This window comes from Pseudomonas sp. Pseusp3, assembly GCF_047304225.1.
Taxonomy (GTDB): Bacteria; Pseudomonadota; Gammaproteobacteria; order Pseudomonadales; family Pseudomonadaceae; genus Aquipseudomonas; species Aquipseudomonas fluorescens_CD.
Window position 1 is genome coordinate 1 of record NZ_JBGLYV010000031.1, and the last position, 26639, is coordinate 26639.

General features: G+C 60.8%; 23 protein-coding genes. 14 read left to right on the plus strand and 9 right to left on the minus strand.

Features of this window, described 5'->3' with window-relative positions:
- Positions 1-73: 73 nt before the first annotated feature.
- A complete protein-coding gene (locus tag ACCD00_RS12960) occupies positions 74-2986 on the minus strand; it encodes an aminotransferase (RefSeq protein WP_413424996.1) in 2913 nt (970 codons plus the stop codon).
- A 191-nt stretch (positions 2987-3177) separates the two neighbouring features.
- Between ACCD00_RS12960 and rfbC the strand changes: the two genes are divergently transcribed.
- The 4 genes from rfbC to ACCD00_RS12980 all read left to right on the plus strand — a co-directional run bounded on the left by rfbC (position 3178) and on the right by ACCD00_RS12980 (position 7512).
- A complete protein-coding gene (gene rfbC, locus ACCD00_RS12965) occupies positions 3178-3723 on the plus strand; it encodes a dTDP-4-dehydrorhamnose 3,5-epimerase (protein WP_413424998.1) in 546 nt (181 codons plus the stop codon).
- Between the two features lie 93 nt (positions 3724-3816).
- Positions 3817-5625 carry a sensor histidine kinase gene (locus ACCD00_RS12970; RefSeq protein ID WP_413425000.1) on the plus strand — a complete coding sequence of 603 codons (1809 nt, stop codon included), beginning with the start codon at positions 3817-3819 and terminating at the stop codon, positions 5623-5625.
- On the plus strand, positions 5622-7016 hold the full coding sequence (locus ACCD00_RS12975; protein ID WP_413425002.1) for a sigma-54-dependent transcriptional regulator: 1395 nt from the start codon (positions 5622-5624) through the stop codon (positions 7014-7016). The genes ACCD00_RS12970 and ACCD00_RS12975 overlap by 4 nt, the downstream gene beginning before the upstream one ends.
- A 40-nt stretch (positions 7017-7056) precedes the next feature.
- Complete coding sequence (locus ACCD00_RS12980) at positions 7057-7512, plus strand: YiiD C-terminal domain-containing protein (RefSeq protein ID WP_008003181.1); 456 nt, start codon at positions 7057-7059, stop codon at positions 7510-7512.
- 86 nt (positions 7513-7598) lie between these two features.
- On the opposite strand, the gene cysQ is transcribed toward ACCD00_RS12980, so the two are convergent.
- Positions 7599-8426 carry a 3'(2'),5'-bisphosphate nucleotidase CysQ gene (cysQ, locus tag ACCD00_RS12985; RefSeq protein WP_413425004.1) on the minus strand — a complete coding sequence of 276 codons (828 nt, stop codon included), beginning with the start codon at positions 8424-8426 and terminating at the stop codon, positions 7599-7601.
- A complete protein-coding gene (gene nudE, locus ACCD00_RS12990) occupies positions 8423-8989 on the minus strand; it encodes an ADP compounds hydrolase NudE (protein WP_008019034.1) in 567 nt (188 codons plus the stop codon). Before nudE ends, cysQ begins: the two co-directional genes overlap by 4 nt.
- 88 nt (positions 8990-9077) lie before the next feature.
- Here nudE and yrfG point away from each other — a divergent pair, with 88 nt between their 5' ends.
- Complete coding sequence (gene yrfG / locus ACCD00_RS12995; protein ID WP_413425006.1) at positions 9078-9740, plus strand: GMP/IMP nucleotidase; 663 nt, start codon at positions 9078-9080, stop codon at positions 9738-9740.
- A 130-nt stretch (positions 9741-9870) separates the two neighbouring features.
- Here yrfG and lysM read toward each other — a convergent pair whose 3' ends face one another.
- A complete protein-coding gene (lysM, locus tag ACCD00_RS13000; RefSeq protein WP_413425008.1) occupies positions 9871-10311 on the minus strand; it encodes a peptidoglycan-binding protein LysM in 441 nt (146 codons plus the stop codon).
- A 128-nt stretch (positions 10312-10439) separates the two neighbouring features.
- Here lysM and ACCD00_RS13005 point away from each other — a divergent pair, with 128 nt between their 5' ends.
- The 4 genes from ACCD00_RS13005 to ACCD00_RS13020 all read left to right on the plus strand — a co-directional run bounded on the left by ACCD00_RS13005 (position 10440) and on the right by ACCD00_RS13020 (position 15419).
- Complete coding sequence (locus ACCD00_RS13005; RefSeq protein WP_413425010.1) at positions 10440-11327, plus strand: LysR family transcriptional regulator; 888 nt, start codon at positions 10440-10442, stop codon at positions 11325-11327.
- 92 nt (positions 11328-11419) lie between these two features.
- Positions 11420-12259 carry a formate dehydrogenase accessory sulfurtransferase FdhD gene (fdhD, locus tag ACCD00_RS13010; RefSeq protein ID WP_413425012.1) on the plus strand — a complete coding sequence of 280 codons (840 nt, stop codon included), beginning with the start codon at positions 11420-11422 and terminating at the stop codon, positions 12257-12259.
- Positions 12256-14604 (plus strand): FdhF/YdeP family oxidoreductase, encoded by a 2349-nt coding sequence (locus ACCD00_RS13015; RefSeq protein WP_413425014.1) that lies wholly within the window; start codon positions 12256-12258, stop codon positions 14602-14604. The genes fdhD and ACCD00_RS13015 overlap by 4 nt, the downstream gene beginning before the upstream one ends.
- 326 nt (positions 14605-14930) lie before the next feature.
- Positions 14931-15419: a glycine zipper domain-containing protein gene (locus ACCD00_RS13020; RefSeq protein WP_413425016.1), complete on the plus strand. Its 489-nt coding sequence runs from the start codon at positions 14931-14933 to the stop codon at positions 15417-15419.
- A gap of 66 nt (positions 15420-15485) precedes the next feature.
- On the opposite strand, the gene ACCD00_RS13025 is transcribed toward ACCD00_RS13020, so the two are convergent.
- From ACCD00_RS13025 to ACCD00_RS13035, 3 genes are all read right to left on the minus strand, one after another.
- Positions 15486-15908, minus strand: a complete 423-nt coding sequence (locus ACCD00_RS13025; RefSeq protein ID WP_413425018.1) for an acyl-CoA thioesterase — start codon at positions 15906-15908, stop codon at positions 15486-15488.
- Positions 15909-16000: 92 nt separating this feature from the next.
- A complete protein-coding gene (locus ACCD00_RS13030) occupies positions 16001-17227 on the minus strand; it encodes a 3-hydroxyacyl-CoA dehydrogenase NAD-binding domain-containing protein (protein ID WP_413425020.1) in 1227 nt (408 codons plus the stop codon).
- A 229-nt stretch (positions 17228-17456) separates the two neighbouring features.
- Positions 17457-19391: an ATP-dependent DNA helicase RecQ gene (locus ACCD00_RS13035; protein WP_413425022.1), complete on the minus strand. Its 1935-nt coding sequence runs from the start codon at positions 19389-19391 to the stop codon at positions 17457-17459.
- A 263-nt stretch (positions 19392-19654) separates the two neighbouring features.
- Here ACCD00_RS13035 and ACCD00_RS13040 point away from each other — a divergent pair, with 263 nt between their 5' ends.
- The 5 genes from ACCD00_RS13040 to ACCD00_RS13060 all read left to right on the plus strand — a co-directional run bounded on the left by ACCD00_RS13040 (position 19655) and on the right by ACCD00_RS13060 (position 23911).
- Positions 19655-20719 (plus strand): S8 family peptidase, encoded by a 1065-nt coding sequence (locus ACCD00_RS13040; RefSeq protein ID WP_413425084.1) that lies wholly within the window; start codon positions 19655-19657, stop codon positions 20717-20719.
- A 430-nt stretch (positions 20720-21149) separates the two neighbouring features.
- Positions 21150-21440, plus strand: a complete 291-nt coding sequence (locus tag ACCD00_RS13045) for a hypothetical protein (protein ID WP_413425024.1) — start codon at positions 21150-21152, stop codon at positions 21438-21440.
- Positions 21441-21792: 352 nt separating this feature from the next.
- The gene (locus ACCD00_RS13050; RefSeq protein WP_413425026.1) at positions 21793-22287 is read left to right on the plus strand and encodes a helix-turn-helix domain-containing protein; all 495 of its coding nucleotides are present in this window, start codon (positions 21793-21795) and stop codon (positions 22285-22287) included.
- Positions 22284-23561 carry a type II toxin-antitoxin system HipA family toxin gene (locus ACCD00_RS13055; RefSeq protein ID WP_413425028.1) on the plus strand — a complete coding sequence of 426 codons (1278 nt, stop codon included), beginning with the start codon at positions 22284-22286 and terminating at the stop codon, positions 23559-23561. Before ACCD00_RS13050 ends, ACCD00_RS13055 begins: the two co-directional genes overlap by 4 nt.
- Positions 23558-23911, plus strand: a complete 354-nt coding sequence (locus ACCD00_RS13060; RefSeq protein ID WP_413425030.1) for a DUF1493 family protein — start codon at positions 23558-23560, stop codon at positions 23909-23911. Before ACCD00_RS13055 ends, ACCD00_RS13060 begins: the two co-directional genes overlap by 4 nt.
- A 57-nt stretch (positions 23912-23968) precedes the next feature.
- On the opposite strand, the gene ACCD00_RS13065 is transcribed toward ACCD00_RS13060, so the two are convergent.
- Both ACCD00_RS13065 and hslO read right to left on the minus strand, forming a co-directional pair.
- On the minus strand, positions 23969-25510 hold the full coding sequence (locus ACCD00_RS13065) for a phosphoenolpyruvate carboxykinase (protein ID WP_413425032.1): 1542 nt from the start codon (positions 25508-25510) through the stop codon (positions 23969-23971).
- A 180-nt stretch (positions 25511-25690) separates the two neighbouring features.
- The gene (gene hslO, locus ACCD00_RS13070; RefSeq protein ID WP_413425034.1) at positions 25691-26593 is read right to left on the minus strand and encodes an Hsp33 family molecular chaperone HslO; all 903 of its coding nucleotides are present in this window, start codon (positions 26591-26593) and stop codon (positions 25691-25693) included.
- Between the last annotated feature and the right edge of the window lie 46 nt (positions 26594-26639).

A 26639-nucleotide genomic window follows, 5' to 3' on the forward strand; every position in this document is an offset into this window, starting at 1 on the left:
GATGTCGACTGACAGTCCGCTTTCGCGAGCAAGCCCGCTCCCACATAGGCCCGCATTCATTTGGTGGATCGGTTTACAGACCTTCCGCCAGCACCTTCGACAGCATGTCCACGAAGAAATCCACGCTCTGGCGCGAAGTGACCATCGGTGGCTTGATCTTGAGGATGTTCAGGTAATCGCCGGTCGGCTGCATGAAGATCCCCAGCTCACGCAAGCGATCGCACAGTGCGGTGGTTTCTTCGGTGGCCGGCTCCAGGGTTTCGCGGTTGCGGATCAGTTCGACACCCAGGTAGAAACCAGAACCATGCACCGCGCCCACTAACGGATGAATATCGATCAACGCTTCGAGGCGCTTCTTGAAGTGCCCGCCAACGACCTGGGCGTTCTCCCAGAGTTTTTCCTCTTCCATCACATCCAGCACGGCCATGCCGACCTGGCAACTGACCGGGCTGCCCCCGGCGGACGAGAAGAAGTAACCCTCGGCCTCCAGCGCCTCGGCGATTTCCCGGCGGGTAATGACCGCGCCCAGCGGCTGGCCGTTACCCATGCCCTTGGCCATGGTGATGATGTCCGGCACCACGCCCTGCTCTTGGAAGCCCCAGAAGAAATCGCCCATGCGCCCGTAGCCGACCTGCACTTCGTCGGCGATGCACACGCCGCCCTGGGCCCGAACCATTGCATAGACCTGCTGCAAATAGCCCGCTGGCAGCGAAATACCGCCGGCATTGCCGTACACCGGTTCGCAGATGAAACCGGCCAGCTGGCGTTTCTGCCCGGCGATTTTCGCCAGGTTGTGTTCGACGCTTCGCACATAATCCGGCGCGCTGTCGGGCCCGCGGAACTCCCCGCGATAGGTGTTTGGCGCGGTCACCGGGTGCACCCAGTCCGGGCGGCTGCTCAAGGCCTTGGGGTTGTCGGCGATCGAGGTCGACACCGAGTCGGCACCCACCGTCCAGCCGTGATAGGCCTCCAGCACGCTGAGCATGTCACGGCCGCCGCTGTAGGCCCACGCCAGGCGAATCGCCAGGTCGTTGGCCTCGCTACCGCTGTTGACCAGGAACACACGGTCCATGCCGTCAGGGGACAGTTTCAGCAAACGTTCGGAAAACTCGGCCACGGCCGCGTAGTTGAAGCGCGAGTTGGTGTTGAGCAACGACCACTGGCGACTGGTAACCGCCGCCATGCGCGGGTGACCGTGGCCCAAGACCGCAACGTTGTTGAGCATGTCGAGGTAGGAACGCCCCTGCATGTCGATCAAATGGTTGCGCCAGCCACGCTCGATGCGCGGCGGGTCGACGTAATAGTGCTTTTGCGTACGGGCGAAACTGGCGTTGCGGCGGGCCAGCAAGGTCGTTCCGTCGAGCTCTGCTTCGGCGTCACAAGCCAGCCCCAGCAGCGCGGCAGGTGATGGGCACAGCGCCTGCCAGGCGGCGGCGCGCGATGGCGTGCAGAACAACGGCGCATCGATCGAGCCGCCACGGCACAACTGCACGATCAACCGCCCGCTGACCGAACCCAGCACCTGGCCTTTGACCAGTGCCGCGCCGCTGTGCAGCGACGGTGTGACGCCCCAAAGCCGTACACTCAAATGCGGGCCGTCCAGTTGCAGCACGCCGGCGGATGGGTGATGCACCACCCCGGCAAATGGCGCTTCGACTGCTGTGCCCTGAGGCACACGCAACTCGACATGCAACGGGCAAGTATCAGGCTCAGTGGCGCTGTCCGGGCGGGTGCGGGACAAGCGGTATTGTCCGTAGCGACTGGCCGCCAGGCCATGTGCCTCGGCCGCTTCATCCAGCAGGCGCTGGTCGACGCCCTCCTGCTCCCAGTTCCCGGCCTCGAAATGCGGGCTGAGCACGCCCAGGTCGATCAAGGCGAACTCACGCCCCACCAGGCTCGGCAACAGCGGCGCGAAGCCTTCACTGCCGATGGCCGGAGGATTCTGGCCGACGGCCGTGAGGATCGCCGCTTCCATCAATGCCAGCGGCACCGACGTGGCCACACGGAAGATTTCCCATTCATGGACCAGGTTATCGCGGCTGTAGGCATTGCCCGGATCGATGCTGACCTGCTGTTCGCCACTGAGCACCAGCACCGCCGCGCGAGCAACAATCAGCGGCCACAGCGCCAGCAGCTCTTCGTGTTGTAACGGATTGACCGCGTGATACGCCTGTACCGCTGGCAAGATGCAGAACGGATCGCCCTCGCCATGATGCAGCAGCGCGGCGCAGGTCACCGACAGATCGGTTATGCGCCAGGTGCGCACCAGGTCGCCGAAATCGATCACGCCTTGCAGCTGCCAGTGGCGTTGCGCATCGCGCTGCCACACCACGTTGTCGTCGGTGATGTCCATGTGAATGGCCTGCACCGGCAGTTTGTCCTCCAGTGGCTGCAAATGCCGCTCGGCTTGCCCGGACGCTTCGACGATCAGTTTGCGCTGGTCTTCATCCTTGATCACCGGCAGCAAATGCGCGATCAGGGCGTGAGCATGGCGGGCGTCCCACTGCAGGGTTCGCACCAGACCCGGATGGTCGAAGTCCGCCAGGGCCAGGTCCATTTCACCGCACAGGCGACCGAAGGCGGACACCACCGTCGGGTTGAAATGACTGAGGCTCGTCAGCGGCTGGCCTTCGATGTAATCGAGCAGGCGAACGTGCACTGCCTGGCCGCCTATGTCCAGAGACAGCAGGTCCGCGCCGTTTTTCGCCGCGATGACACGCGGCACATGGACATCGGGATGCTCGCCCAAGTGCTTGAGGCCGGCATGCTGTGCCTGAAGCTCAAGTACCGAGTAGTCGCCACGGCAGATTTTCAGGACGAAACGTCCCCGCTCGCTGTCGACGCGGTAGTTCAGGTCTTGCTGGCTGCCTAGGGCCTGCAACTTGCCGCTGAGCCCGTAGTGTTCCTCCAGCAGCTCTAGCGCTTGCTCCGCAGACACCTGCGGGCTGGGCAAACTGGCGCGATGAATCAACGTGGCGAGCGACATACAACGACCCCTGAAATTTTATTAGGCGCCTATATCGCCACTGCTCAAGGCGATACGCAACCCCCCCGGGGCCGGTACTCGTCGTTTACAGGGGCTGGAACAGGCCGGCAGTTTTTTACTTGAACACTCGCCCCCGTCGGCGCTTTGCGCAAGAATGGCGGCCATCAAACGCACACTGCTGGAGAACCACCATGAATGTAGTGACCACCGACCTGCCCGGTGTTCTGATCCTCGAACCCAAGGTCTTTGGTGACGAACGTGGTTTCTTCTACGAGAGTTTCAACGCCCGGGCCTTCAAGGAGGCCACCGGACTGGACACTGAATTCGTTCAAGACAATCACTCCCGATCGCAGAAGGGCGTGCTGCGCGGCCTGCATTACCAACTGGAAAATACCCAGGGGAAACTGGTTCGCGTCACGGCAGGTGAAGTGCTGGATGTAGCCGTGGACATCCGTCGCAGCTCCGCGCACTTCGGCAAATGGGTCGCCGTGCGACTGTCCTCCGACAATCATCGTCAGCTCTGGGTCCCGGAAGGTTTCGCCCACGGGTTCGTGGTATTGAGCGAATTTGCCGAGTTCCTTTACAAAACCACCGACTACTACACGCCATCCGCCGAGCGCAGCATTCGCTGGGACGACCCGGACCTGGCCATCGACTGGCAACTGGAGGGCACGCCGCAGCTGTCGGCGAAAGATCAGGCCGGCGTATTGTTCAAGGACGCCGACGTCTTTGCCTGAAAGGCCGGCTGAAGCTCCCCGATCAAGATGCACCTGACCCAAGGTGCGCAAGCCTAGGCATAATGCGCCTGTACCCACAGGCGCATGCTGCTCATGAAACCGACTCTCCCCTCCAGACCCCGTTGGCGCAGCCTGGCCCTGCTGGCACTGTGCCTGGCTCCGTTGCTGTGGCCGCTGGAGCATCTGGCCGAGCGTTATTACCGCAGCGAGCTGGCCAGCCAGAATCGTCAGACCCTCGACCTCTACGTCGCCAACCTGCTGGGTACCCTGCACCGCTATGAAGTGTTGCCGCAGATCCTCGGCGACCTACCGGCCCTGCGCGCCGTTCTCGGTGCGCCGGACGATGGCGTCACCCAAGGCAATGCCAACCGCCTGCTGAAAGACATTGCGACCCAGACCGGCGCCGAAGTCATGTACCTGATGGACGCCACCGGCAAGACCCTGGCCGCCTCCAACTGGGACAAACACGACAGTTTTGTCGGGCGCAATTTTTCCTTCCGGCCGTATTTCAGCGAAGCCATGGCCGGGAAGCTCGGGCGCTTTTTCGGCCTGGGCACGACCTCCGCCAAGCGCGGTTATTTCTTCGCCGCCGGCGTGCGCGATGGCGAAAAAATCGTTGGCGTGCTGGTGGTCAAGGTCGACCTTGACCACACCGAGAGCCTCTGGGGCAAAACCCCGGAACAACTGCTGCTGACCGACCACAACGGCGTGGTCATTCTCACCTCGCGTCCGGAGTGGCGATTCCGCTCGACCCGCCCGTTGAACGAGGAAGAAAGCAAAGCCATCACCGCGATTCAACCCTACCCAACCCGCGATCCAAAACCGCTGAAGCTCAATCCCAATGCCTGGTTGACCCAGACCCAGCAGATCGCCGAAACCGGCTGGAATGTCAGCATCCTCGCCCCGCGTACCCTGATCGACCGCCCGGTGCGCACGGTGGTGGCCATCGGCGGTGCAACACTGCTGGTATTGATGCTGTTGCTCGGCCTGATGATGCAGCGCCGTCGCCATTATCTCGAACGCATTGCCTTCGAAGCCAAGGCCCGCCGCGAACTCGAGGGTCGGGTCGCCGAGCGCACCAGCGATCTCGAAGGCCTGAACCGGCGCCTGAAACAGGAAGTACTGGAGCGCGAACAGGCCCAGCAGGAGCTGGTACGCGCCCAGGATGACCTGGTGCAGGCCGGCAAATTGTCGGCACTGGGCACCATGTCGGCGAGCATCAGCCACGAACTCAATCAGCCGCTGGCAGCGATTCGCAGCTACGCGGAAAACGCCGAAGTATTGCTCGATCACCAGCGCACCGACGATGCCCGCGGCAACCTCAAGCTGATCAGCGAATTGACCGGGCGCATGGCCTCGATCATTGCCCACCTGCGCGCCTTCGCCCGCCGCGACCGCCACGCCCCGGAAAGCGTCGCCCTGCAACCGGCGCTGGATGATGCCCTGGCCTTGCTGGCCAAGCGCCGACGCAGCATGGAGGTCGAACTGATCCGCGACTTGCCCGCCGCCACCCTGTGGGTCGAGGCCGGGGAAACCCGCCTGCGCCAGGTACTCGGTAATCTGCTGGCCAACGCCCTGGATGCCCTGACGGAAAAAGGCCCGCCACGTAAACTCTGGTTGAGTGCCCAATCCACGGCCGATGGCGTCAACCTGTACATTCGCGACAACGGCCCCGGCTTTTGCATGGAAGCCCTTGGGCGCGCCAGCGAGCCGTTCTACACAACCAAGACCCGCACCCAGGGCCTGGGTCTGGGGCTGGCGATTTGCGAAACCCTGATGCGTGCCTTCGGTGGTGAACTGTCGTTCGCCAATCACAAGGAGGGCGGCGCCCTGATTACCCTGAAACTGCGCGCAGGCGCACCGGGCGTGAGCCTGCAACCGTCCGAGGACCGAAGTGCATGACCATCGACAACCGCATTCAGGTCGTGTTGATCGACGACGATCCCCACTTGCGTCAGGCCTTGAGCCAAACGCTGGATCTGGCCGGCCTGAAAATCCTGCCGCTGGCCGAAGCCAAGGGTCTGGCCGCGCAACTGGAGCGCGACTGGCCGGGCGTGGTGGTCAGTGACATCCGCATGCCCGGCATGGACGGTCTGGAGCTGCTGACCGAACTGCATGCCCAGGACCCTGAACTGCCGGTGCTGTTGATCACCGGCCACGGCGATGTGCCACTAGCCGTGCAGGCCATGCGCGCCGGAGCCTATGACTTTCTGGAAAAACCCTTCGCCAGCGACGCCCTGCTCGACAGCGTGCGCCGCGCGTTGGCCCTGCGCCGGCTGGTGCTGGATAACCGCAGCCTGCGGCTGGCCTTGAGCGACCGCAATGAGCTAAGCGCCCGCCTGGTTGGCCACTCCCCTTCGATGCTGCGCCTGCGCGAGCAGATCGGCGCCCTGGCCGCGACCAGGGCCGATGTGCTGATCCTCGGCGAAACCGGCGCTGGCAAAGAAGTCGTGGCCCGGGCGCTGCACGACTTATCGAACCGTCGCAACGGACCGTTCGTGGCGATCAACGCCGGTGCCCTGGCCGAATCAGTGGTCGAAAGCGAGCTGTTCGGCCACGAGCCCGGCGCCTTCACCGGTGCGCAGAAACGCCGCATCGGCAAGTTCGAATTCGCCAACGGCGGCACATTGTTCCTCGATGAAATCGAAAGCATGAGCCTGGATGTGCAGGTCAAATTGCTGCGCTTGCTGCAAGAGCGGGTGGTCGAGCGCCTGGGCGGCAATCAACTGATCCCGCTGGACATCCGCATCATCGCCGCCACCAAGGAAGACCTGCGCCAGGCGGCGGATCAAGGACGTTTCCGTGCCGACTTGTATTACCGCCTGAACGTCGCGCCATTGCGGATTCCACCGCTGCGCGAACGGGGCGAAGATGCCCTGATGCTGTTCCAGCATTTTGCCGATGAAGCCAGTACCCGCCACGGCTTGCCGCCCCATGAACTGCAACCGGGGCAACGAGCCTTGCTGCTGCGCCATACCTGGCCCGGCAACGTGCGCGAGCTGCAAAATGCGGCCGAACGTTTTGCCCTCGGGCTGGAACTGGCCCTCGACAACAGCACGCCGGATGGCAGCGCTGGCAATAGGGTCGAAGTCGTCAGCGGCGGTTTGAGCGAGCAAGTGGAGAACTTCGAAAAAACCCTCATTGCCGCCGAACTGGCACGCCCGCACAGCTCCGTGCGCAGCGTCGCCGAAGCCCTCGGCGTTCCGCGCAAGACCCTGCACGACAAACTGCGCAAACACGGTTTGAGCTTCTCGGACAGTGGCGCCTCGGCCCACCCTGACGACCTCGACTGAGCTAGCGTCCAATCATCCACTTCAAGCAAGAGGCCCCTGAATGAGCCGCGACAGTCGCCAACTGGAATCAGTCCTCCATCACGACATTCCCCTCACCCGGGACATGGGCCTCAAAGTGCTCGACTGGCATGACCAGCAACTGCGCCTGCACTTGCCGCTGGAAGCCAACGTCAATCACAAGAGCACCATGTTCGGCGGCAGCCTGTATTGCGGCGCGGTCCTGGCCGGCTGGGGCTGGCTGCATTTGCGCCTCAAGGAAGAAGGCATTACCGACGGGCACATCGTGATTCAGGAAGGACAGATCAGTTACCCGCTGCCGGTAACGGGCGATGCCAACGCCATTTGCCAGGCGCCGGACCCAGTGATCTGGAAGAAATTCCTGACCACGTTCCAGCGCTACAGCCGAGCGCGGTTGACGCTGCATACGCGGGTCGTCAATGAAGGCCGTGATGAGGATGCGGTGAGGTTTGTCGGGCAGTATGTGTTGCACCGTTAAGCGCCACTACCTCTGTAGGAGCCGGCTTGCCGGCGATTGATGTAACGCGGTGTGCCTGACACACCGCTTCGCCGGCAAGCCAGCTCCTACAGGGTGGCGAGCGCCAGCAGCTTCTCCCGCCACGCCGCCTTCGCCGGCAATGCCAGAAAGAATGGGTTCAACAGCGATTCCCGCGCCGGATAGCTGAACGGCTCGCCGTTCAACTCCAGCACCTCGCCGCCGGCGCCTTCCAGCACGCCTTGCGCTGCCGCCGTGTCCCACTGCGAGGTCGGTGCCAGGCGCGGATAACAATCCGCCGCCCCTTCGGCCAGCAGGCAAAACTTCAGCGAACTGCCGATATTGGTCAGTTGCAGCTCGCCAAGGCTGGCGCTCAACCCGGCCAGCAAACGCTCCTGCTCCGGGCTCGAATGGCGACGGCTGGCCACCACGGTGAACGACTCGCCAGGCGCTAACGCATCACGTACCTGAATCGCCACAGGCGTACCACCTTTATCGCCGCGCCAGGCACCGAGGCCGGCGCCGCCGACATAGAAACGGCCGTTGGTCGGCATCGACACGACACCGAACACCACTCGACCGTTTTCGATCAGGGCGATGTTGACGGTGAACTCTTCGCTGCCGCTGATGAATTCCTTGGTGCCATCCAGCGGATCGACCAGCCACCAGCGCTGCCAGCCAGCGCGAACGCCTTGGGGAATGTTGGCGTCCTCTTCGGAGAGCACCGGAATGCTTGGATCGAGTGCCGTCAGCCCGGCCAGAATCAGGTGGTGCGCGGCCAGGTCAGCAGCGGTCACCGGCGAATCATCAGCCTTCGCCGTAACGGCCGTACCTGTGCGCCAGAACGGCAGGATCGCTTCACCAGCCTGCAAGGCCAGCTCGATGACCGGTGCCATCAACGGATGCGGAAAATTCATGGCTGGAACGCTCCGCGCTGAGTCAACAGGTCTCGGGCCAGATACAGCGCCGCCAAGGCACGGCCTTCGGTAAATTGCGGATTTTGCGCCAGCGCCGAGAGTTCACGCAGATTGACCTTGTCCACCCGCATCGGCTCGGGCTCGTCGCCCTCCAGGCGCTCTTCGTAGAGGTCAGTGGCCAGCACCACCTGAATCTTCTGGCTCATGTAACCGGGGGACAGCGACAACTCGGTCAGGTGCTCCAGCTGTCGCGCGCCGAACCCGGCCTCTTCCTTGAGTTCACGCTCGGCTGCCGCCAACACGTCTTCACCCGGCTCGATCAACCCCTTGGGCAATGACATTTCGTATTCATCCGTGCCGCCGCAATACTCCTCGACCAGCACCGCATGCTCGGCATCGAGCATCGCCACGATCATCACTGCGCCGTACCCGGCCCCTTTGCCAACCAGGCGCTCATAGGTGCGCTCCACGCCATTGGCAAAGCGCAACTTCAGCTCCTCCACGCAGAACAATCGACTGGTGGCGACAATTTCGCGGGCGAGTATGGTGGGTTTCTGGCGCATGCAAAGCTCCTTGGCGTGAACGCGCTACTATAACGCGGCTTTCCCGATTGTTTACGCCAGAAATCTTTCTACTGCCCGAGACGCTGCCATGCCTTCATTACCCTGGTCCGACATCGATACCGTTCTGCTGGACATGGACGGCACGCTGCTGGATCTGCACTTCGACAATCATTTCTGGATGGAGCACCTGCCCCAGCGTTACGCCGAACTGCACGGGGTCAGCCGGACCATGGCCGAGATGGAATTGCAGCCGTTGTTCGAGCGCAATGCCGGCCAGTTGCAGTGGTACTGCCTGGACTTCTGGAGCGCCGAACTGAAGCTGTCGGTGCGCAACCTGAAACTGGAAACCGCGCATCTGATCGCCCTGCGCCCGGATGCCGACACCTTTCTGGCGGCGATCAAACGGGCCGGCAAGCGCGTGGTGCTGATCACCAATGCCCATCGGGATGCGCTGTCGTTGAAGCTGGAAAAAGTCGAACTGGCGCCCTACTTCGAGCGCTTGATCAGTTCCCATGACTACGGCTTCCCCAAGGAAAACCCGCAGTTCTGGGATGCGCTGCAAGCTGACATCGATTTCGATCCGGCGCGCAGCCTGTTCATCGACGACACCTTGCCGATCCTGCGCAGCGCACGGGATTTTGGCGTGGCGCACTTGCTGGCGGTGCGCGAACCAGACAGCCGCAAAGGGCCGAAGGATACGGCGGAGTTTGCAGCGGTTGAGGATTATCGGGATTTGATTGCAGGACTTTGATACCGAGGCGCCTGCTTCGCGGGCAAGCCCGCTCCCACATTTGATCTCCAGTGAACACAAAAATTGTGTGCGATGAAGATCAAATGTGGGAGCGGGCTTGCTCGCGAAAGCCATCACACGGTGTCACAGGCTACTCGGGAATCCGCAACGACTGCCCCGGATAGATCTTGTCCGGGTGCGACAGCATCGGTTTGTTGGCTTCGAAAATCTTGTTGTATTTGTTCGCGTCGCCATACACACGCTTGGAAATCGCGCTGAGGGTGTCGCCCTTTACCACCGTGACGAATACCGCGGCCTTCACTAGCGGCCCGGTCACGGTAATCTGATCATCCACGTTGCCAATCCCGGCGATATTGCCCACCGCCAGCAGGATCTTTTCCTTTTCTTCCTGGCTCGCCACTTCACCAGTCACCGTAACCTTGTCGCCATCGACCGTCGCCTGCACATTCGGATTACCCAGGCCGACTTTGCTGATGTGTTCTTTCAACTGCTCACTGGCATTGGCATTGCCCGGCGTCAGCAGATCCAGCAGTTTTTCGCCTGCTTCCTTCACAAAGCTCAAAAGACTCATGGTGCACTCTCCTTGGGTTTGCGGTTCCAGACGCAGAAGCCTAGACCACGGCCATCGCTTGCGAATCCAACCCGACCAATGACCCCGCTTGCGATAGAATCGGCCCCTTCCCGCGCCCAGGAGCGAAGATGGACATCAAGCAGCTGAAATTCCTCATCGCGCTCGACGAAACCCGCCATTTCGGCCAGGCCGCCGTGCGCTGCCACATCACCCAGCCGACCCTGTCCATGCGCCTGCGCAGCCTCGAAGAAGAACTCGATCTGCCGCTGGTCAATCGCGGCCAGCGCTTCGAGGGCTTCACCGCGCCGGGCGAGCGGGTATTAGCCTGGGCACGCACGGTGCTGGCAGCCTATGACGGTTTGTACGCCGAAGCGGCCGCCTGTCGTGGCAACCTGGTCGGCACCTTGCGCCTGGGCATGGTGCCGCTGTCGAGCTTCGATCCGCTGCCGCTGCTGCAACGCCTGCATGCCGAGCACCCGAACCTGCGTTTCGAACTCTCGGCACTGAGTTCCGAGCAGATCCTCGAACAACTGGCGAACAATCGCCTGGACCTCGGCGTTTCCTATCTGGAACGCCTCGACGCCGAACATTTCGACTCCCTGGCCTTCAGCGAAACCCGCATGGGGCTGCTCTACGACCAACGCTTCTTCACCTTTGGCGAGGCGCCGCTGAGTTGGGAATCATTGATCGAACTGCCACTGGGCATGCTCACCAGCGGCATGCACTTTCGCCAATCCATCGACCATAACTTCCACAGCCGCGGCCTCACCCCACAACCGTTGCTGCAGACCGACGCCGTTCATCAACTGCTGCAAGCTGTGCACGGCGGCCTGTGTTGCGCCGTGATGCCATTGGACGGTGGCCTCGAAGGGCTGGCCGAACACTTGCGCCTGCAACCGATCGAGAACGCCCAGACCCTTGGCCGCCTGGGGCTGATCATGCGGCGCAGTGCACCACGCTCGGCCCTGGCGGAGGCCTGTTTCGCGATCTATCGGCAATCGCAGACGAACTCTTGATCGACGGTATCTATCGGTAGATCAGTAATAGCGATTAGACGTGACAAGTTGCCGCGCCTAGTCTTAAAGCTGATCAATCCGTCGGTGATGCCATGAACGCCAAGCGCCCAGCCTGCGCGGCGCCTGCCCTCGAAACGCCCGCGCCCGCCGCAAGCCAGACGTATAGCTACAGTAACCTTGAATACTCGGAATCGGCCAGCACCGCACTGGCCGAGGAAGTCGCGTTGGCGATTGCCTACAACGGCATCAGCCAGGCAGTCATGCTGGTGACGCCAACGGACCTCGAAGACTTCATCGTCGGTTTCAGCCTGGGCAGCGGCATCATCATCGACGCCACTGATATTTATGACCTGCAACTCAGCGGCTCAGGGTCAGCGCAATACGCGCAAGTGACCATCGCCAACCGCGCCTTCTGGAACCTCAAGCAACAGCGTCGGCAACTGGCCGGCACCAGTGGTTGCGGGCTGTGCGGCGTGGAAGCGGTCGAGCAGGCATTGCCGGACCTTCAGGTATTGCCCGGCGCCCCGCTGCCACCGGCCGAATGGCTCGATGGCCTGCGCCAGCGCATCGGCGCCTTCCAGCCTTTGGGCCAGCATTGCGGCGCAGTGCACGCGGCTGTGTTCATGAACGGTCAAGGCGAGTTGCTGCTGGGGCGTGAAGACATCGGCCGGCACAACGCCCTCGACAAACTGATCGGCGGGCTGATCCGGCAAAAAATTCCGACCGCTGGCGGACTGGTGATTGTCACCAGTCGTTGCAGCCTCGAATTGATCCAGAAGGTCTTGCGCGCCGGCATCCAGACCCTGGTCAGCCTGTCGTCGCCCACCGGCCTTGCCGTGCAATGGGCCCGCCGCCACAACCTCAACCTCATCCATTTGCCACAGAAGAATGCACCGCGGGTGTACAGCCCAACGTCGGAGAATCAAGCGTGAGTCAACACCGTCAAGCCGACCAGACACCTGTCCCTCGCTACAAGCCCTACAAAGGCCCGGCCGGTGGCTGGGGCGCACTGATCAGTGTCGCCCAGGCCTGGTTGACCAGCGACAACGCACTGAAAAACCTGCGCATGATGCTCAAGACCAACAAGAGCGGCGGCTTCGACTGTCCCGGTTGCGCCTGGGGTGATTCTCAGGAAGGCGGCATGGTGATGTTCTGCGAGAACGGCGCCAAGGCGGTGAACTGGGAAGCGACCAAACGCCGGGTTGATGCCAGATTCTTCGCCAGGCACAGCGTCACTTCGCTGCTGGAGCAAAGCGACTACTGGCTCGAATATCAGGGCCGCCTGACCGAGCCGATGAGGTACGACGCCGAAACCGACCGCTACAAGCCGATCAGTTGGGACGACGCATTCGCGCTGGTCGCCAAACACCTGAACAGCTTGTCGAGCCCGGATCAGGCCGAGTTCTACACCTCGGGCCGCGCCAGCAACGAAGCAGCCTATCTCTATCAACTGTTCGTGCGCGCCTATGGCACCAACAATTTCCCTGACTGCTCGAACATGTGTCACGAGGCCAGCGGTGTCGCCTTGTCGCAAAGCGTCGGAGTCGGCAAAGGCACCGTGACCTTCGACGACTTCGAACACGCCGATGCGATTTTCGTCTGGGGCCAGAACCCCGGCACCAACCACCCGCGGATGCTCGAACCACTGCGCGAAGCGGTGAAGCGCGGCGCTCAGGTGGTGTGCATCAATCCGCTCAAGGAACGTGGCCTGGAGCGTTTCCAGCACCCGCAGCACGCGTTCGAAATGCTCACCAACGGCGACAAGCCAACCAACACCGCGTTCTTCCGCCCGGCCCTGGGCGGCGACATGGCGATCATGCGCGGCATGGCGAAATTCCTCCTGCTGTGGGAACGCGATGCGCAGCACAGCGGCGCACCGGCGGTGTTCGACCACGACTTCCTCAATGAACACAGCGCCAATGTGCTGGAGTACCTGGCGGCCATCGACGAAACACCGTGGGAGCAGATCGTCGAGCAGTCGGGCCTGACGCTGGTAGAGATCGAACAAGCGGCGCGCATGTACGCCAAGAGCAAGAGCGTCATCATGTGCTGGGCCATGGGCATCACCCAGCATCGCCATTCGGTGGCGACCATCCAGGAAATCGCCAACCTGATGATGCTGCGCGGCAACATCGGCCGGCCGGGAGCCGGTCTGTGCCCGGTACGCGGCCACAGCAACGTGCAGGGCGACCGGACCATGGGCATCAACGAACGGCCGCCAGTGGCATTCCTCGATGCCCTGGAGCGTCGCTTCCAGTTCAAGGTGCCACGCCACAACGGCCACAACGTGGTCGAGGCGATTCATGCGATGGCTGAAGGCCGGGCGAAAGTCTTCATCGGTCTGGGCGGCAATTTCGCCCAGGCCACGCCGGACAGCCCGCGCACCTTCCAGGCCCTGCAAAACTGCGACCTGACCGTGCAGATCAGCACCAAGCTCAACCGCAGCCATTTGACCCACGGCAAGGACGCACTGATCCTGCCGTGCCTGGGCCGCACCGACATCGATATCCAGACCGAAGGCCCGCAAGCGGTGACCGTCGAAGATTCGTTCAGCATGGTCCACGCCTCCAATGGTCAGTTGCAGGCACTGTCGAACCAGATGCGCTCGGAACCGGCGATCCTGGCCGGCATCGCTGCCGCGACCCTGGGCAACCACCCGGTGGACTGGAACTGGCTGGTGGCGGACTACAGCCGCATCCGCGACCTGATTGCCGAGACCATTCCAGGCTTCAAGGATTTCAATGAGAAAGTCAGGAATCCGGGTGGTTTCTACCTGGGCAGTAGCGCCGGCGCACGCAAGTGGAACACCGCTTCAGGCCGGGCCAATTTCCGCCCGAACTTGCTGCCCAAAGACCTGGTGCACGAACGCACCCGCGCCACCGGTGTGCTGCCGGATCTGATCATGCAATCGATGCGCTCCCACGATCAGTACAACACCACCATCTATGGTCTCAACGATCGCTATCGTGGGGTCAAAGGTCAGCGCGATGTGCTTTTCGTCAACGAAGCCGACATCATCCGCCTGGGCTTCAAGCCGGGGCAGAAGGCAGACATCGTATCGCTCTGGGACGATGGCGTTGAACGTCGGGTAAAAGGCTTCACGCTGCTGGCGTTTGATATCCCGGCCGGGCAAGCGGCGGCCTACTATCCGGAAGTGAACCCGCTGGTGCCACTGGAAAGCATCGGCGATGGCAGCCATACGCCGACATCGAAGTTCGTGGCGATCCGGTTGGAAGCGGCGAGCGAGACTGGACTGATCATGGCCAGGTCGGCGTAACACGTCGTTTGATCTGGCCTCTTCGCGAGCAAGCCCGCTCCCACATTGGAATGCGTTCCCCTGTGGGAGCGGGCTTGCTCGCGAATACGGTAGATCAAACAACAAACATTCCAGATTCAGTACTTTCCTTTCGCCCACAAAAAAGGCCGCTTTCTCATGAAAACGGCCTTTGCGAAGTAATAAAAGACCGGCAAAAAAACGTTAAGTTCCACCCAAAAAACAGTAACTTGCAATATTGTATACAGGTCGTGTTATTCGTCGGATTTCGATTGTCACGCCCATTCCAGAGCCTCAGGATCGCGCCGTCATCCCCTAGAGGTTCCTCCATGAAGTTCTCCTCGATTCTCTTGTTGTCCCTTGGCCTGGTCAGCGGTATCGCGTCTGCTGGCGGCACCACCGAAGCCGGTGTAGGCGGCGCATTGGGCGGGGTTCTAGGCTCGGTCGTCGGCCAGTCGTTAGGCGGCAGTACAGGTTCCACCATCGGCGCGGCCCTGGGTGGCGCGGGTGGTAGCGCCGTCGGCGCAAACAAACACAGCCGTGGCGAAGCAGCCATTGGCGGTGCGTTGGGTGCTGCAGGCGGTAACGTGGTCGGCCGCAGCATGGGCGGCACCACCGGCAGCCTGATCGGCGCCGCAGCAGGCGGCGGCGTCGGTGGCGCGCTGGGTAACCACATGGGCAAAGAGTACGATGATGAGGACGGCGATCGTCGTTACTATCGCGGCCATGACGATCGTCGTTACTACCGTGACGACCATCCAGGCCGCGGCCATGCCTATGGCCATCGCAAGCACCACCACAGGTACTACCGCGACTAAGGCCTCGAGCGCCTCGCCGGTGAGTACAACAAAAATCGCAGCCCAAGGGCTGCGATTTTTTTTGCCCTATTCAACCACCAGACGCTCCAGCGCCCCACGCAACCCTGAAGGAATCGCTACGGGTTGATTCGACGCGCGATCGACAAACACATGCACGAAGCGCCCCGCCGCACAGGCTTCGTCTTCCCCTTGCTTGAACACCGCCAGTTCGTATTGCACCGAGCTGTTGCCCAGCTTGCCCACCCGCAGACCGATCTCGATGCGGTCCGGGAAGGCAATGGAAGCGAAGTAATCACAGGCCGAGCTCACCACGAACCCCACCACCTCGCCGTCATGGATGTTCAGGCCACCGACTTCGATCAGGTAGGTGTTCACCGCCGTATCGAAGAAGCTGTAATAGGTGACGTTGTTGACGTGACCGTAGGCGTCATTGTCGTGCCAGCGGGTGGTGATGGGCTGGAAGTGCGGGTAGTCGGTGCGCTGGGGCATTAACGTTGATTCCTGAGTGGGTTCGCCAGTCTAAGGCGAAAACCGCGTTGCATTCATCGCGAGCAAGCTCGCTCCTACAAGCGCCACATCAATCACTTGTCAGCAAAGCCCTTGCCGGCCGCCGCCAACTCCCCGATCAACCGCGCCGGCTGCCAGTGATCGCCCTGACGCGTTTCAAGGTCCATCAAGCGCCGGTGAATGTCCGCCAACCCTTGCTGGTCGGCCCAGGCCATCGGCCCACCCTTGTCCGCCGGGAAACCGTAGCCATTGAGGTAAACCAGATCAATGTCATGAGCTGACCCGGCAATGCCTTCCTGCAGGATCTTCGCGCCTTCATTGACCAGTGCCAGCAAGCAGCGCTCGAGAATTTCCTCCGGGCCGATCACGCGACGGTGGAACCCCAACCTTTCGCTGACTTCCAGCACCAGCGCATCGACCTGTGGATCATGTTCGGCCTGGCGACTGCCCGGCTCATAGTGGTAATAGCCATTACCGCTCTTCTGACCAAAGCGCCCCATCTCGCACAGTCGGTTATCTACTTGAACCTCCGGCGCGTCCTGCCCGACACCGGACAGTTGTCGGGCGCGCCACTGCAGGTCGACGCCAACCACGTCGAACATGCGGAACGGCCCCATGGCGAAACCGAACCCTTGCAGCGCTGCGTCCACCTGATAGGGATAAGCGCCTTCCAGCAGCATTTTTCGCGCTTCGAGCACATAGGTATTGAGCATGCGGTTGCCGATGAAACCGTCGCAATTGCCCGCCACCACACTGACCTTGCCCATGCGCTGGCCGAGCGCCAGCGCCGCGTCGAGCACTGCCGGCGCCGTCCGTGCACCGCGAACGATTTCCAGCAGTTTCATGATGTGTGCCGGGCTGAAGAAATGCAGGCCCAGCACTTGCTGCGGCCGGCGTGTAGCCGCCGCGATAGCGTCGATGTCCAGCGCCGAAGTATTGCTCGCCAGGATCGCTTCAGGTTTGAGCAGGCCATCGAGCTCGCGGAAAATTTTCCGTTTGAGCTCAAGGTTTTCGTACACCGCTTCAATGACCAGGTCGACATCGCGGATGGCCAGATAATCATCTGCCGCCGTTATGCGCGCGACACAGGCATCGGCTTCGCCCTTATCAATCCGGCCCTGGCGCACGTTGTGAGCGTAGGTGTCCGCCACGCTGGCCAGCGCTTGCTCCAGCATTTGCGGATTGTTGTCGACCCACTGCACAGCCACTCCGGCGTTGGCCAGGCACATGACAATGCCACGGCCCATGGTGCCCGCGCCGATGACGGCGGCACGCTGAATGTTCGACGGTGTCTGGCTCATGTTTTGTTCTCTTGTTGGCGATCCGAAGACAGCCATCACCATAGTCAGCCACCGGGCTTTTTTGAAATTTATTCCTGTGATGGGCAACATTCAGCGGATGGATGTGCCCAGTCAGACACTGAAATCCCTGTGGGAGCGGGCTTGCTCGCGAAGGCGACTCATCAATTGGCAGTGATGGTGACTGACCCACCGCTTTCGCGAGCAAGCCCGCTCCCACAAGGACCACAGCTCAGCCTGCGAGATGCCGCTCAACCCACTCGCGCACCTCGGCGTACGGGTAATCCTCCAACGCCGCAAACCCGGTAACCGCCCGCACCTTGAGCCTGGTGAACAGCGGCACACTGATCCCGCACAGAAACCGTGTCACGCGCTCAGCCGATGGCAGGTTGCCCGTGTGCTGCTCGTGCCTGTGGATAAAACCGCCACACAGCGCCTCGAAATTTTTATCCACAAGCGCCGGCAATTCCGGTGGTGCCGGTAGCCGCGCCACTTGCCCATGACACACCGAACAATGACCACATTGCTGCGGGGCATTGTGATCGCCGAAATACTCTGCCAGGCGATAACCCAGGCATTGGTCGGTGGCGAACAGATCCAGCATGGCGTGAATACGCGCGATCTCGGTGTGCTCATGCCGAGTGAAACAGCCATGCAGTTCCTCGCTCAACGCGACGCTGTCGAGCCCGCTTTGCAGCACGCTGTAGACCTCGGTCATCTGTTTGCTTTCGAGTTCCACCCAGCCCTTCTCCTGGAAGTAATCCAGCGCCTTGACCACCCGAGTGCGCTCGGCCTGATACTGCTCGTACAACGCCTCGAAATTCACCGTTGCCCAGGTCCGGGCGCGGCTGGAGGTCTGGATGATCGCCGCGACAAAATCCCTGCGCTCGCCTTCGAAATGCGCCAATAGCGCCTCCGGCTCCTGCACATACTTGAAACGGTACTCGGCGTAGTACGCGTAGCGCGGGGCGATCAACCCGCGCAACTCGAGCTGCACCAGCAAGGTCTTGAGCGGCAATTGACGAATATTGCTCTGATCGGCCAACGGCCCCAGCAGAAACTCCCACTGCCCTTCGGGGGCTGCGGTATGCATCTCGTCAAGCACGCAACGGATGCCATCCAGCTCGGGCGTGTCGCCGTAGACGAAGTTCTCCAGCACGTTGAGGCTGTCGCGGTTGGCCAACACCAGGCAGTCCGACGGCTGCCCGTCACGCCCGGCGCGGCCGATTTCCTGGCTGTAGTTTTCAATGGATTTTGGCAGGTCGAAATGCACCACGTTGCGGATGTCACTCTTGTCGATGCCCATGCCGAAAGCGATGGTCGCGACGATGCAATTGGACTGCCCGCCCATGAAGCGACGCTGGATCGCTTCCCGTTGATCATGGGGCAACCCGGCGTGATAGGCCTCGGCCTGAATGCCGTTGCGGTTCAGGTGTTCGGCGATGTGCTCGGCGGTTTTCTGCAGGGTGACGTAGACGATGCTCGGTTGACCCGGGCGCTGGCTCATCCACTCGACCAGGCGTCTGCGCTTGTCCGCTCCGCGAACCGGCTCCACCAGCAAATTCAGGTTCGGCCGATAGAAACCGGTGGTCACTACATCCTCGGCGGCGATGGCGAACTTCACCTGCATGTCGGTGATGACCTTGGGCGTCGCCGTCGCGGTCAGCAGCAGCACCTGAGGGATATTGAACTGGCGTTGATAGTCGGGAAGCTTGAGGTAGTCCGGGCGGAAGTTATGCCCCCATTCGGAGATGCAGTGCGCTTCGTCCACCACCAGCAGCGAGATCGGCACTTGCTGCAGGAAATGGCGAAAACGCTCGTTCTTCAAGCGTTCCACCGAGATCATCAGAATCTTCAACTCGCCGGACCTGGCACGGGCCATGACATCGCTGGCGTCATCGCGGCTCTGGGCCGAATCGATACTGCCCGCCGAAATGCCATGGCGTTGCAGGAACGCCAGTTGATCCTGCATCAACGCCAGCAACGGTGAGACCACCAGCGTCAAGTGCGGCAGCAACACCGCCGGCAATTGGTAGCAAAGGGATTTGCCGGAACCGGTGGGGAAAATCGCCGCCGCCGAACGCCCGGCCAGCACGGCACTGACAGCCGACTCCTGACCGGGTCGGAACTGTGGATAACCGAAAACCTGTTCCAGGGTGTTGTGCATAAGCTGTCACTCCGTTGACCGCCGCAGTGCCAAAAGCCGGGCCGGCGATCGCAGCGAGTCGAGAAAAGGTTGAGGGCGAAAACGATAAGGGATGATACAGCGTCCCAACCCACCGATTCCTGGCCACAGGTTGAAACACTGGAGGCACTTTGCCCACTGACCTCAGCCTTCCGTCAGCCGGTATGGTTTACCTCCATCAACCTCCGCTAGGTGTCCATCATGCAGGAAGCGTGAGATACGCGGATCTTTTTCAAGGAACGATCATGTCCCAAAAACACTTTTTTCCGCTTGCCTGCGCGCTCGCACTACCCCTTCTGTTGAGCGGATGCCTGACCGGCCCGGAACAGCCTTCCCTGGACACAGCTGCATTCGAAACGCCGGAGTATCAGGCCCAAAAAGGTCTGGCGATTGTCAACGCATCAAGTCTTTATGCCCGCGGCGGCACCGGCCAGGGTGTGGCTGTCGCACTGATCGACTCGGGTTTGAACAGTAGCCTGCCGGAGTTTCTAGGAAGGCTCCGTGATCCGGGTTTTGACTATGTCGAGAATCGGGTCGGCACCTTTGATCGTATCGGCCACGGCACCCAGATGGCCGGCATCCTCGCCGCCAACAAGAACGATCAGGGCATGCATGGCGTCGCGTTCAACGCACAGCTGATCACCTATCGCTTTGGCGACGATAACGAACCCTTTTTCTTCGACGGTGAAATCGCTCAGTCCTGGCAAGCAGGTTTCGACAAGGGCACGCGCATACTCAACAACTCGTGGGCCAACGCCATTCCGGCGACCGAAATCAACGAGGCGCGTTACAGGCAAGTCATGCCGCAATCGCTAGTGACGGCGCGGAAACTGGTTGAGGACGGCGCAGTATTTGTTTTCCCCACCGGCAATGAACTGAAACGAGAACCCTTGGCTGAACCCGGCTTGCCTGTCGCCATACCCGAACTGGAAAAAGGCTGGATCGCGGTGGTTGCATTGAAAAACGACGGCAGCGCCATCAATGCCAAATCCAACTATTGTGGCGTGGCGGCAGCCTGGTGCATTGCCGTACCGGGTGGCGACTCCGGTGCAGGGCAAGGCCTGCTGACCACCAACAAGGATGGCAAATACACCCAGACGGCTGGCACCTCGCCTGCTGCCGCGCTGGTCAGCGGAGCATTGGCGGCACTGCAAAGCCGTTACCCTGAGCTCACTGCGCAGCAAGTGCGCGAGCGTCTGCTGGCGACGGCGAACCGGACTGGCATCTATGCCAACAGTGAAGCGTACGGTAGAGGATTAATGGATCTGGAAGCAGCCTCGCGCCAGGCGCCGAAGGTCACGACCGAGTAAGTCTGTATGGGTCGTTCGGCAGCGTCGAGGTAACCTCGCCAGTCTGAACCACCCACACCGACTCGCCCTTCACTACCGAAAAAATCAAGTACGACGCAGATCCCTTGTCGGGGCGAACCTGCTCGCGAAGAGGCCAACACACCCTCCGCAAAACTCGAAACACCCGACATTGTCCGAGGCCCCTTCTACCGAGATTTGCTGCGAAGCGACTGAAAACGCTGTAAGCATTTTTACCCCTGGCCATTTCACGTTGAAAACCCACCAACAACCTGTAGTCCGCTTCCTCTAAATATGACAAAACCCTTACAAAGCCTGTCGATCTCGGCCGTCTTGTCCCGCAACGCCATACCCTCCTATAGTTTCCAGCGCGGCTGAAAACAGTGTCTCGGCCTGCCGGGAACACTTGCCGATTTCGCACAGGACCCACTCAATGAAAAACCCCGACTCACTGCCAGCCCGCTACCAGCCGCTCAAGACCCGCTACAGCGAAACCCCGGTGCTGGTCATCGATACCGAGGCCGACCCCTTCGAGATCCTCGACGCCGCCCGACAACGCATCCGCGCCGCCAGCGACCTCCTCGAAACCCTTTATTGCACGTGTTTCAACCAGGCCCAAGCGAGCGACATCCCCAAGATCGTCAGCGCCCTGTACCTGCTGACCCAGGACGGCAACGACCTGCTCGACATCGCCCGGCAGCGCCTGCCGAAACTCACCGGCTGAAGCCCCACCACATCCCCTGTAGGAGCTGGCTTGCCAGCGATGAACGATAACGCGGTGCACTGTGGATAACCCCGTCAGCAACGACCTATGAAAGCTTCGGCAAGGTCCTGCAAAACAAGACACCTTGTCGGCTATCGAAGACCAACCACTCAACCCTATAGTCCGGGCCGTCGCTGACAAACTGGCATTATTCTGGCTGTTTATCGGTATTTCAGCTGGAATAATGGCAGTGCAAAGCTCCACCCACAAAACTTTTAATGCGGTGAGGACGCACTCATGGCAAAGCGATGTTCTTTCATCCAAGTGCTATTATTCTGCTAGCTAAGGCTAATAAATGAAGGAATATTGGCATATGGCCAAGAAAACCGCGCCACTCCTGCCTGCCGCATCCAGATTGCTAGCCGAATTCGGGGAGCGATTGAAGTTGGCCCGACTGCGCCGCAAGCTCACAGCCAAGCAAGTCGCCGAGAGGTCGGGCATGTCACTGACAACCTTGCGCTCTCTGGAATCGGGTGGCTCAGGAGTGACCATCGGCGCCTACTTGTCTGTCATGCAGGTTCTGGGTCTGGAAAAAGACTTGGACAAACTCGCAGCAACCGATGAGGTGGGGCGTCAACTGCAGGACGCGCAGCTGAAACCCAAGGCAACCTCAGCGAAAGACTCGAACCGACGAGTACGCAGAAAAAGCGCAGTTAAAAAGGCCTCTCCAATACCTGAAAAAGACACTGGCGTAATTGAAAGTGCCACCCGGACAGAGGATCTCTCCGCTGACTTCCCCTTCAACACCCACTCACTTTCCAATCTGTTGACCAAGAAAAAAACCAAGTCCGCGACAGGTGAAAAATGACGCAAATTGCGGTGTATGCCGATTGGGAATCCTTGAATGGACCCAGGCGTCTCGGTTTCTTGCACTCCCGAAAGGCCCGTTCCACGGACGTCTTCGAATTTGAATACGACGCTGCGGCGCTAGCAGACCCCGAGTTGAACTTCACACCGCTGGACCCTCGAATCGGCCTCTATGAAGGTCGTCAGTTCCCTGGGCAACATCAAAGCCGATTTGGTGTGTTCGCTGATTCCAGCCCGGATCGGTGGGGTCAGTTGTTGATGAAGCGGAGGATGGAACGAGATGTTCGCGATGGATTGGTTGCCAAAGGCAGCAAGCTCTACGAGTCGGATTTCCTGTTAGGCGTACATGATCTCTATCGGGCCGGCGCGATCCGCTACAAGCTCAATGACCAAGGCAACTTTCTCGATGACCGCAATGGCGTGGCCGCCCCACCCTTCATTGAATTGCGGGCATTGGAGCAAGCAAGCCGTGCTCTGGAAAACGATCCGGACAACACCTCACTCGACGGCCGAGAGTGGCTGAGAATGCTGATCGCACCCGGAGGTTCGCTGGGTGGTGCCCGCCCCAAGGCCAGCGTTGCAGACGAGCACGGTCACTTGTGGATTGCCAAGTTCCCCAGCACACGCGATGACTATGACATTGGCGCCTGGGAACTCGTGGTAAATGCCTTGGCCAATCATTGTGGCCTGCGAGTCGCGACCGGTATCGCCCGACGCTACGCCAGCGATCATCACTGCTTCATGGTAAAGCGCTTCGATCGCACTGAACGAGGTGGCCGACTGCACTTTGCCTCGGCCATGACCATGACTGATCGAGTTGACGGTGACGATGCCTCTGTCGGTGCGAGCTACCTTGAGTTGGCCGAAGTACTCATGGAACACGGCTCGGAAACCAAAGCAGACCTGCGGGAGCTGTGGTCTCGAATTGTGCTCAACATTCTGGTCTCCAACACTGACGATCACCTGCGCAACCATGGTTTTATCCTTGATCCGGGTCGGGGGTGGCGATTGTCTGCCGCCTATGACATGAACCCGGTGGCCCACGCCGACGGCTTGAAGCTCAACATCACCGATACCGACAACGCCCTGGATCTGGAACTGGCCCGGGAAGTGGCGGAGTATTTTCGGGTAGGTCGCGCGGATGCAGAAAACATCATCAACAGTTTCAAACAGGTCGTCAGCCAATGGCCAACGCTAGCGGGCGCTCTGGGGCTGTCGAAACGTGAGCAGGACAATATGGCGCCTGCATTTCGATTGGCGGAACCTACGCAATGAACCTCGCCCCCAACTTCCCCGACGACCACTCAATGCAGCAACTCATGCAACTGCTACACGAAGAACTCGGCCTGCCCGAACGCAAAACCATCAGCCTTGCCACCTCGATCAATTTCGACCTTGGTTGCAACGGTGCCGATGCACAGCACTTGATCGAATGCCTGGAAGATCTATTCGCCATCGATTTCGTGGATTTCGACAGCTATCGTTATTTCCAGCCCGACGGCTACGATGTGAATCTAAAGCGAAAGGCCAAGGGTCGCGGCGAGAAGGTGCCGTTGACCATCGGCATGCTCTACCGGGCCATCAAGGCCCAACGCTGGGACACTCAGGCATTGGAAGGCCTGTAGCGACACGCACAAAAAAGCCGCCCCGAGGGGCGGCTTTTTCGTTAGCTCAATCCAGCATTACAGCTTTGGACCGGCAGCCTTGATCGCGTCGCTCACTTCGAACTTCTTGAAGTTCTCGATGAACAGGCCGGCCAGTGCTTTGGCGGCTTCGTCGTAGGCGGTTTTGTCGGCCCAGGTGTTACGTGGGTTCAGCAGGCCAGTCTCAACGCCCGGTACGGCCAGTGGCACGTCGAGGTTGATGGTGTCCAGGTGCTCGGTTTCGGTACCGATCAGCGCGCCGCTCTGGATCGCTGCGATCACTGCACGGGTGGTCGGGATGTTGAAGCGTTTGCCGACGCCGTAGCCACCGCCGGTCCAGCCGGTGTTGACCAGGTAGACCTTGGAGCCGAAGCCGCGGATGCGCTTGATCAGCAGCTCAGCGTATTCGCCGGCCGGACGCGGGAAGAACGGTGCGCCGAAGCAGGTGGAGAAAGTCGACTTGATGCCGCTGCCCGAACCCATTTCGGTCGAACCGACCAGAGCGGTGTAACCGGACAGGAAGTGGTAAGCCGCTTGTTCTTCGTTGAGGATCGACACTGGCGGCAGAACGCCGGTCAGGTCGCAGGTCAGGAAGATCACAGCGTTCGGCTCGCCACCGAGGTTCTTCCCGGAACGCTTGGCAACGTGCTCCAGCGGGTACGCGGCACGGCTGTTCTGGGTCAGGCTGACATCGGCGTAGTCGGCGTGCTTGGCGTCGTCGATAACGACGTTTTCCAGGACCGCGCCGTGCTTGATGGCTTTCCAGATAACCGGCTCGTTCTTCTCGGACAGGTCGATGCACTTGGCATAGCAACCGCCTTCGATGTTGAACACCACGCCCTCGCCCCAGCCGTGCTCGTCGTCACCGATCAGGTAACGGCTTTCGTCGGCGGACAGGGTGGTCTTGCCGGTACCGGACAGACCGAAGAACAGGGTCACGTCGCCTTCTTCGCCGATGTTGGCGGCGCAGTGCATTGGCAGCACGTCAGCGGCCGGCAGCAGGAAGTTCTGCACCGAGAACATGGCTTTCTTCATTTCACCGGCGTAACGCATGCCGGCGATCAGCACTTTCTTCTGTGCGAAGTTGATGATCACGCAACCGTCGGAGTTGGTGCCGTCACGCTCTGGCACGCACTCGAAGTTGGCAACGTTCAGCACTTGCCACTCTTCACGACCCGCCGGGTTGTACTGGGCCGGGTTGATGAACAGGCAACGGCCGAACAGGTTCTGCCAGGCGGTCTGGGTGGTCATCTTCACGGCCAGGTAGTGCTCGGAAGCCGCACCTACATGCACGTGGGAAACGAAATGCTCTTGCGCGTTGTTGAATGCCTCAACGCGAGCCCACAGGGCGTCGAACTTGTCGGCCGGGAACTTGCGGTTGATCGGGCCCCAGGCGATAGCGGCCTGGGTGCTTGGCTCTTCAACGATGAAACGATCGACTGGCGAACGGCCGGTACGGTGACCGGTACGAACAACCAGTGCGCCGGTATCGGCAAGCTCGCCTTCACCGCGGTTGAGGGCTTCTTTAACCAGATCATCAACACTCAGATCGGTGTACACGGCGTTATTGGCTTGCGTCATGAGGTTCCCCGTCGGCCAGTGGCCGAGTGCTCCAAACGTTTTTGTAGTAGAAAGTCGTGCACTACTACCGCGAAAAAAGTGGGCCGGATTATGCCAGAAAAGCCCAAAAAAAGTAGGCCCCTCCTGTCGTAACGGCGTCAATCCGGCGGCAGCCAGTGAATTTACCTGCGCTGAACCGTTTTAGTGACGGGTATCTGACGGTGTCTCGACACCCGCGCCAGCGAACAATTGGGTGACATCGGCGGCATCGAACAGGTAGCGCTGGTTACAGAACTGGCAATCGATTTCGATGTTGCCACCGTGCTCCACGACCAGTTTCTGCGCGTCGTCCTTACCCAGACTGACCAGTGCATTGGCCGAACGTTCGCGCGAGCAACTGCAGCGGAAGCGCAGTTTTTGCACATCGAACAGACGCACCTGCTCTTCGTGATAGAGGCGATGAAGCACGGTTTCGTTGTCCAGGCCCAGCAGCTCATCAGCGGTCAAGGTGGTGGCCAGGGCGGTGAGGTGCTGCCAGCTGGCGGCGCGTTCTTCTTCGTCTTTCAGGCGGTCGGCGGGCAGTTGCTGCAGCAACATGCCACGGGCGCGACGGCCATCGGCACAGAGCTTGATGCGCGTACCGATCTGCTGCGACATGACGAAATAGTTGGTGAAGCAGTCGGACAACGTTTCACCGTCAAGATCGACCACGCCCTGGTAACGCTGGCCCTGTCTCGGGTCGATGGTCAGTGTCAACGAGCCATCCGGCATCAAGTCGGCCAGGGTTGCATCGGGAGCGATACGGTCCGCCTCGTAACGGGCCAGGCCACGGATGTCGCGCTCGCTGGAGCACTCGATCATCAGCAGCGGGATCGGGCCTTCGGAGCGGGCTTGCAGAATCAGCAGGCCATCGAACTTCAACGTGCCGACCAGCAACGCCGCAGCCGCCATCAGTTCGCCGAGCAGTTGCGCAACCGGCTCCGGATAGGCGTGCTTGGCCAGGACTTCAGCGTAACTGAGCTCCAGCGAGACCAGCTCGCCACGGGTGTCGCTGTCATCGAAGATGAAGCGTTGGGTGAAGTCGTTATCCGGTAAGTCGGTCATAAGTCTGGTATCTGAAGTGGTGACAATAATGGTTACAGAATTCGAC

Coding starts and splice junctions, on each gene's coding strand:
- ACCD00_RS12960 (WP_413424996.1), bottom strand. CDS start 2,986: ATGTCGCTCGCCACGTTGATTCATCGCGCCAGTTTGCCCAGCCCGCAG.
- rfbC (WP_413424998.1), top strand. CDS start 3,178: ATGAATGTAGTGACCACCGACCTGCCCGGTGTTCTGATCCTCGAACCC.
- ACCD00_RS12970 (WP_413425000.1), top strand. CDS start 3,817: ATGAAACCGACTCTCCCCTCCAGACCCCGTTGGCGCAGCCTGGCCCTG.
- ACCD00_RS12975 (WP_413425002.1), top strand. CDS start 5,622: ATGACCATCGACAACCGCATTCAGGTCGTGTTGATCGACGACGATCCC.
- ACCD00_RS12980 (WP_008003181.1), top strand. CDS start 7,057: ATGAGCCGCGACAGTCGCCAACTGGAATCAGTCCTCCATCACGACATT.
- cysQ (WP_413425004.1), bottom strand. CDS start 8,426: ATGAATTTTCCGCATCCGTTGATGGCACCGGTCATCGAGCTGGCCTTG.
- nudE (WP_008019034.1), bottom strand. CDS start 8,989: ATGCGCCAGAAACCCACCATACTCGCCCGCGAAATTGTCGCCACCAGT.
- yrfG (WP_413425006.1), top strand. CDS start 9,078: ATGCCTTCATTACCCTGGTCCGACATCGATACCGTTCTGCTGGACATG.
- lysM (WP_413425008.1), bottom strand. CDS start 10,311: ATGAGTCTTTTGAGCTTTGTGAAGGAAGCAGGCGAAAAACTGCTGGAT.
- ACCD00_RS13005 (WP_413425010.1), top strand. CDS start 10,440: ATGGACATCAAGCAGCTGAAATTCCTCATCGCGCTCGACGAAACCCGC.
- fdhD (WP_413425012.1), top strand. CDS start 11,420: ATGAACGCCAAGCGCCCAGCCTGCGCGGCGCCTGCCCTCGAAACGCCC.
- ACCD00_RS13020 (WP_413425016.1), top strand. CDS start 14,931: ATGAAGTTCTCCTCGATTCTCTTGTTGTCCCTTGGCCTGGTCAGCGGT.
- ACCD00_RS13025 (WP_413425018.1), bottom strand. CDS start 15,908: ATGCCCCAGCGCACCGACTACCCGCACTTCCAGCCCATCACCACCCGC.
- ACCD00_RS13030 (WP_413425020.1), bottom strand. CDS start 17,227: ATGAGCCAGACACCGTCGAACATTCAGCGTGCCGCCGTCATCGGCGCG.
- ACCD00_RS13035 (WP_413425022.1), bottom strand. CDS start 19,391: ATGCACAACACCCTGGAACAGGTTTTCGGTTATCCACAGTTCCGACCC.
- ACCD00_RS13040 (WP_413425084.1), top strand. CDS start 19,655: ATGTCCCAAAAACACTTTTTTCCGCTTGCCTGCGCGCTCGCACTACCC.
- ACCD00_RS13045 (WP_413425024.1), top strand. CDS start 21,150: ATGAAAAACCCCGACTCACTGCCAGCCCGCTACCAGCCGCTCAAGACC.
- ACCD00_RS13050 (WP_413425026.1), top strand. CDS start 21,793: ATGGCCAAGAAAACCGCGCCACTCCTGCCTGCCGCATCCAGATTGCTA.
- ACCD00_RS13055 (WP_413425028.1), top strand. CDS start 22,284: ATGACGCAAATTGCGGTGTATGCCGATTGGGAATCCTTGAATGGACCC.
- ACCD00_RS13060 (WP_413425030.1), top strand. CDS start 23,558: ATGAACCTCGCCCCCAACTTCCCCGACGACCACTCAATGCAGCAACTC.
- ACCD00_RS13065 (WP_413425032.1), bottom strand. CDS start 25,510: ATGACGCAAGCCAATAACGCCGTGTACACCGATCTGAGTGTTGATGAT.
- hslO (WP_413425034.1), bottom strand. CDS start 26,593: ATGACCGACTTACCGGATAACGACTTCACCCAACGCTTCATCTTCGAT.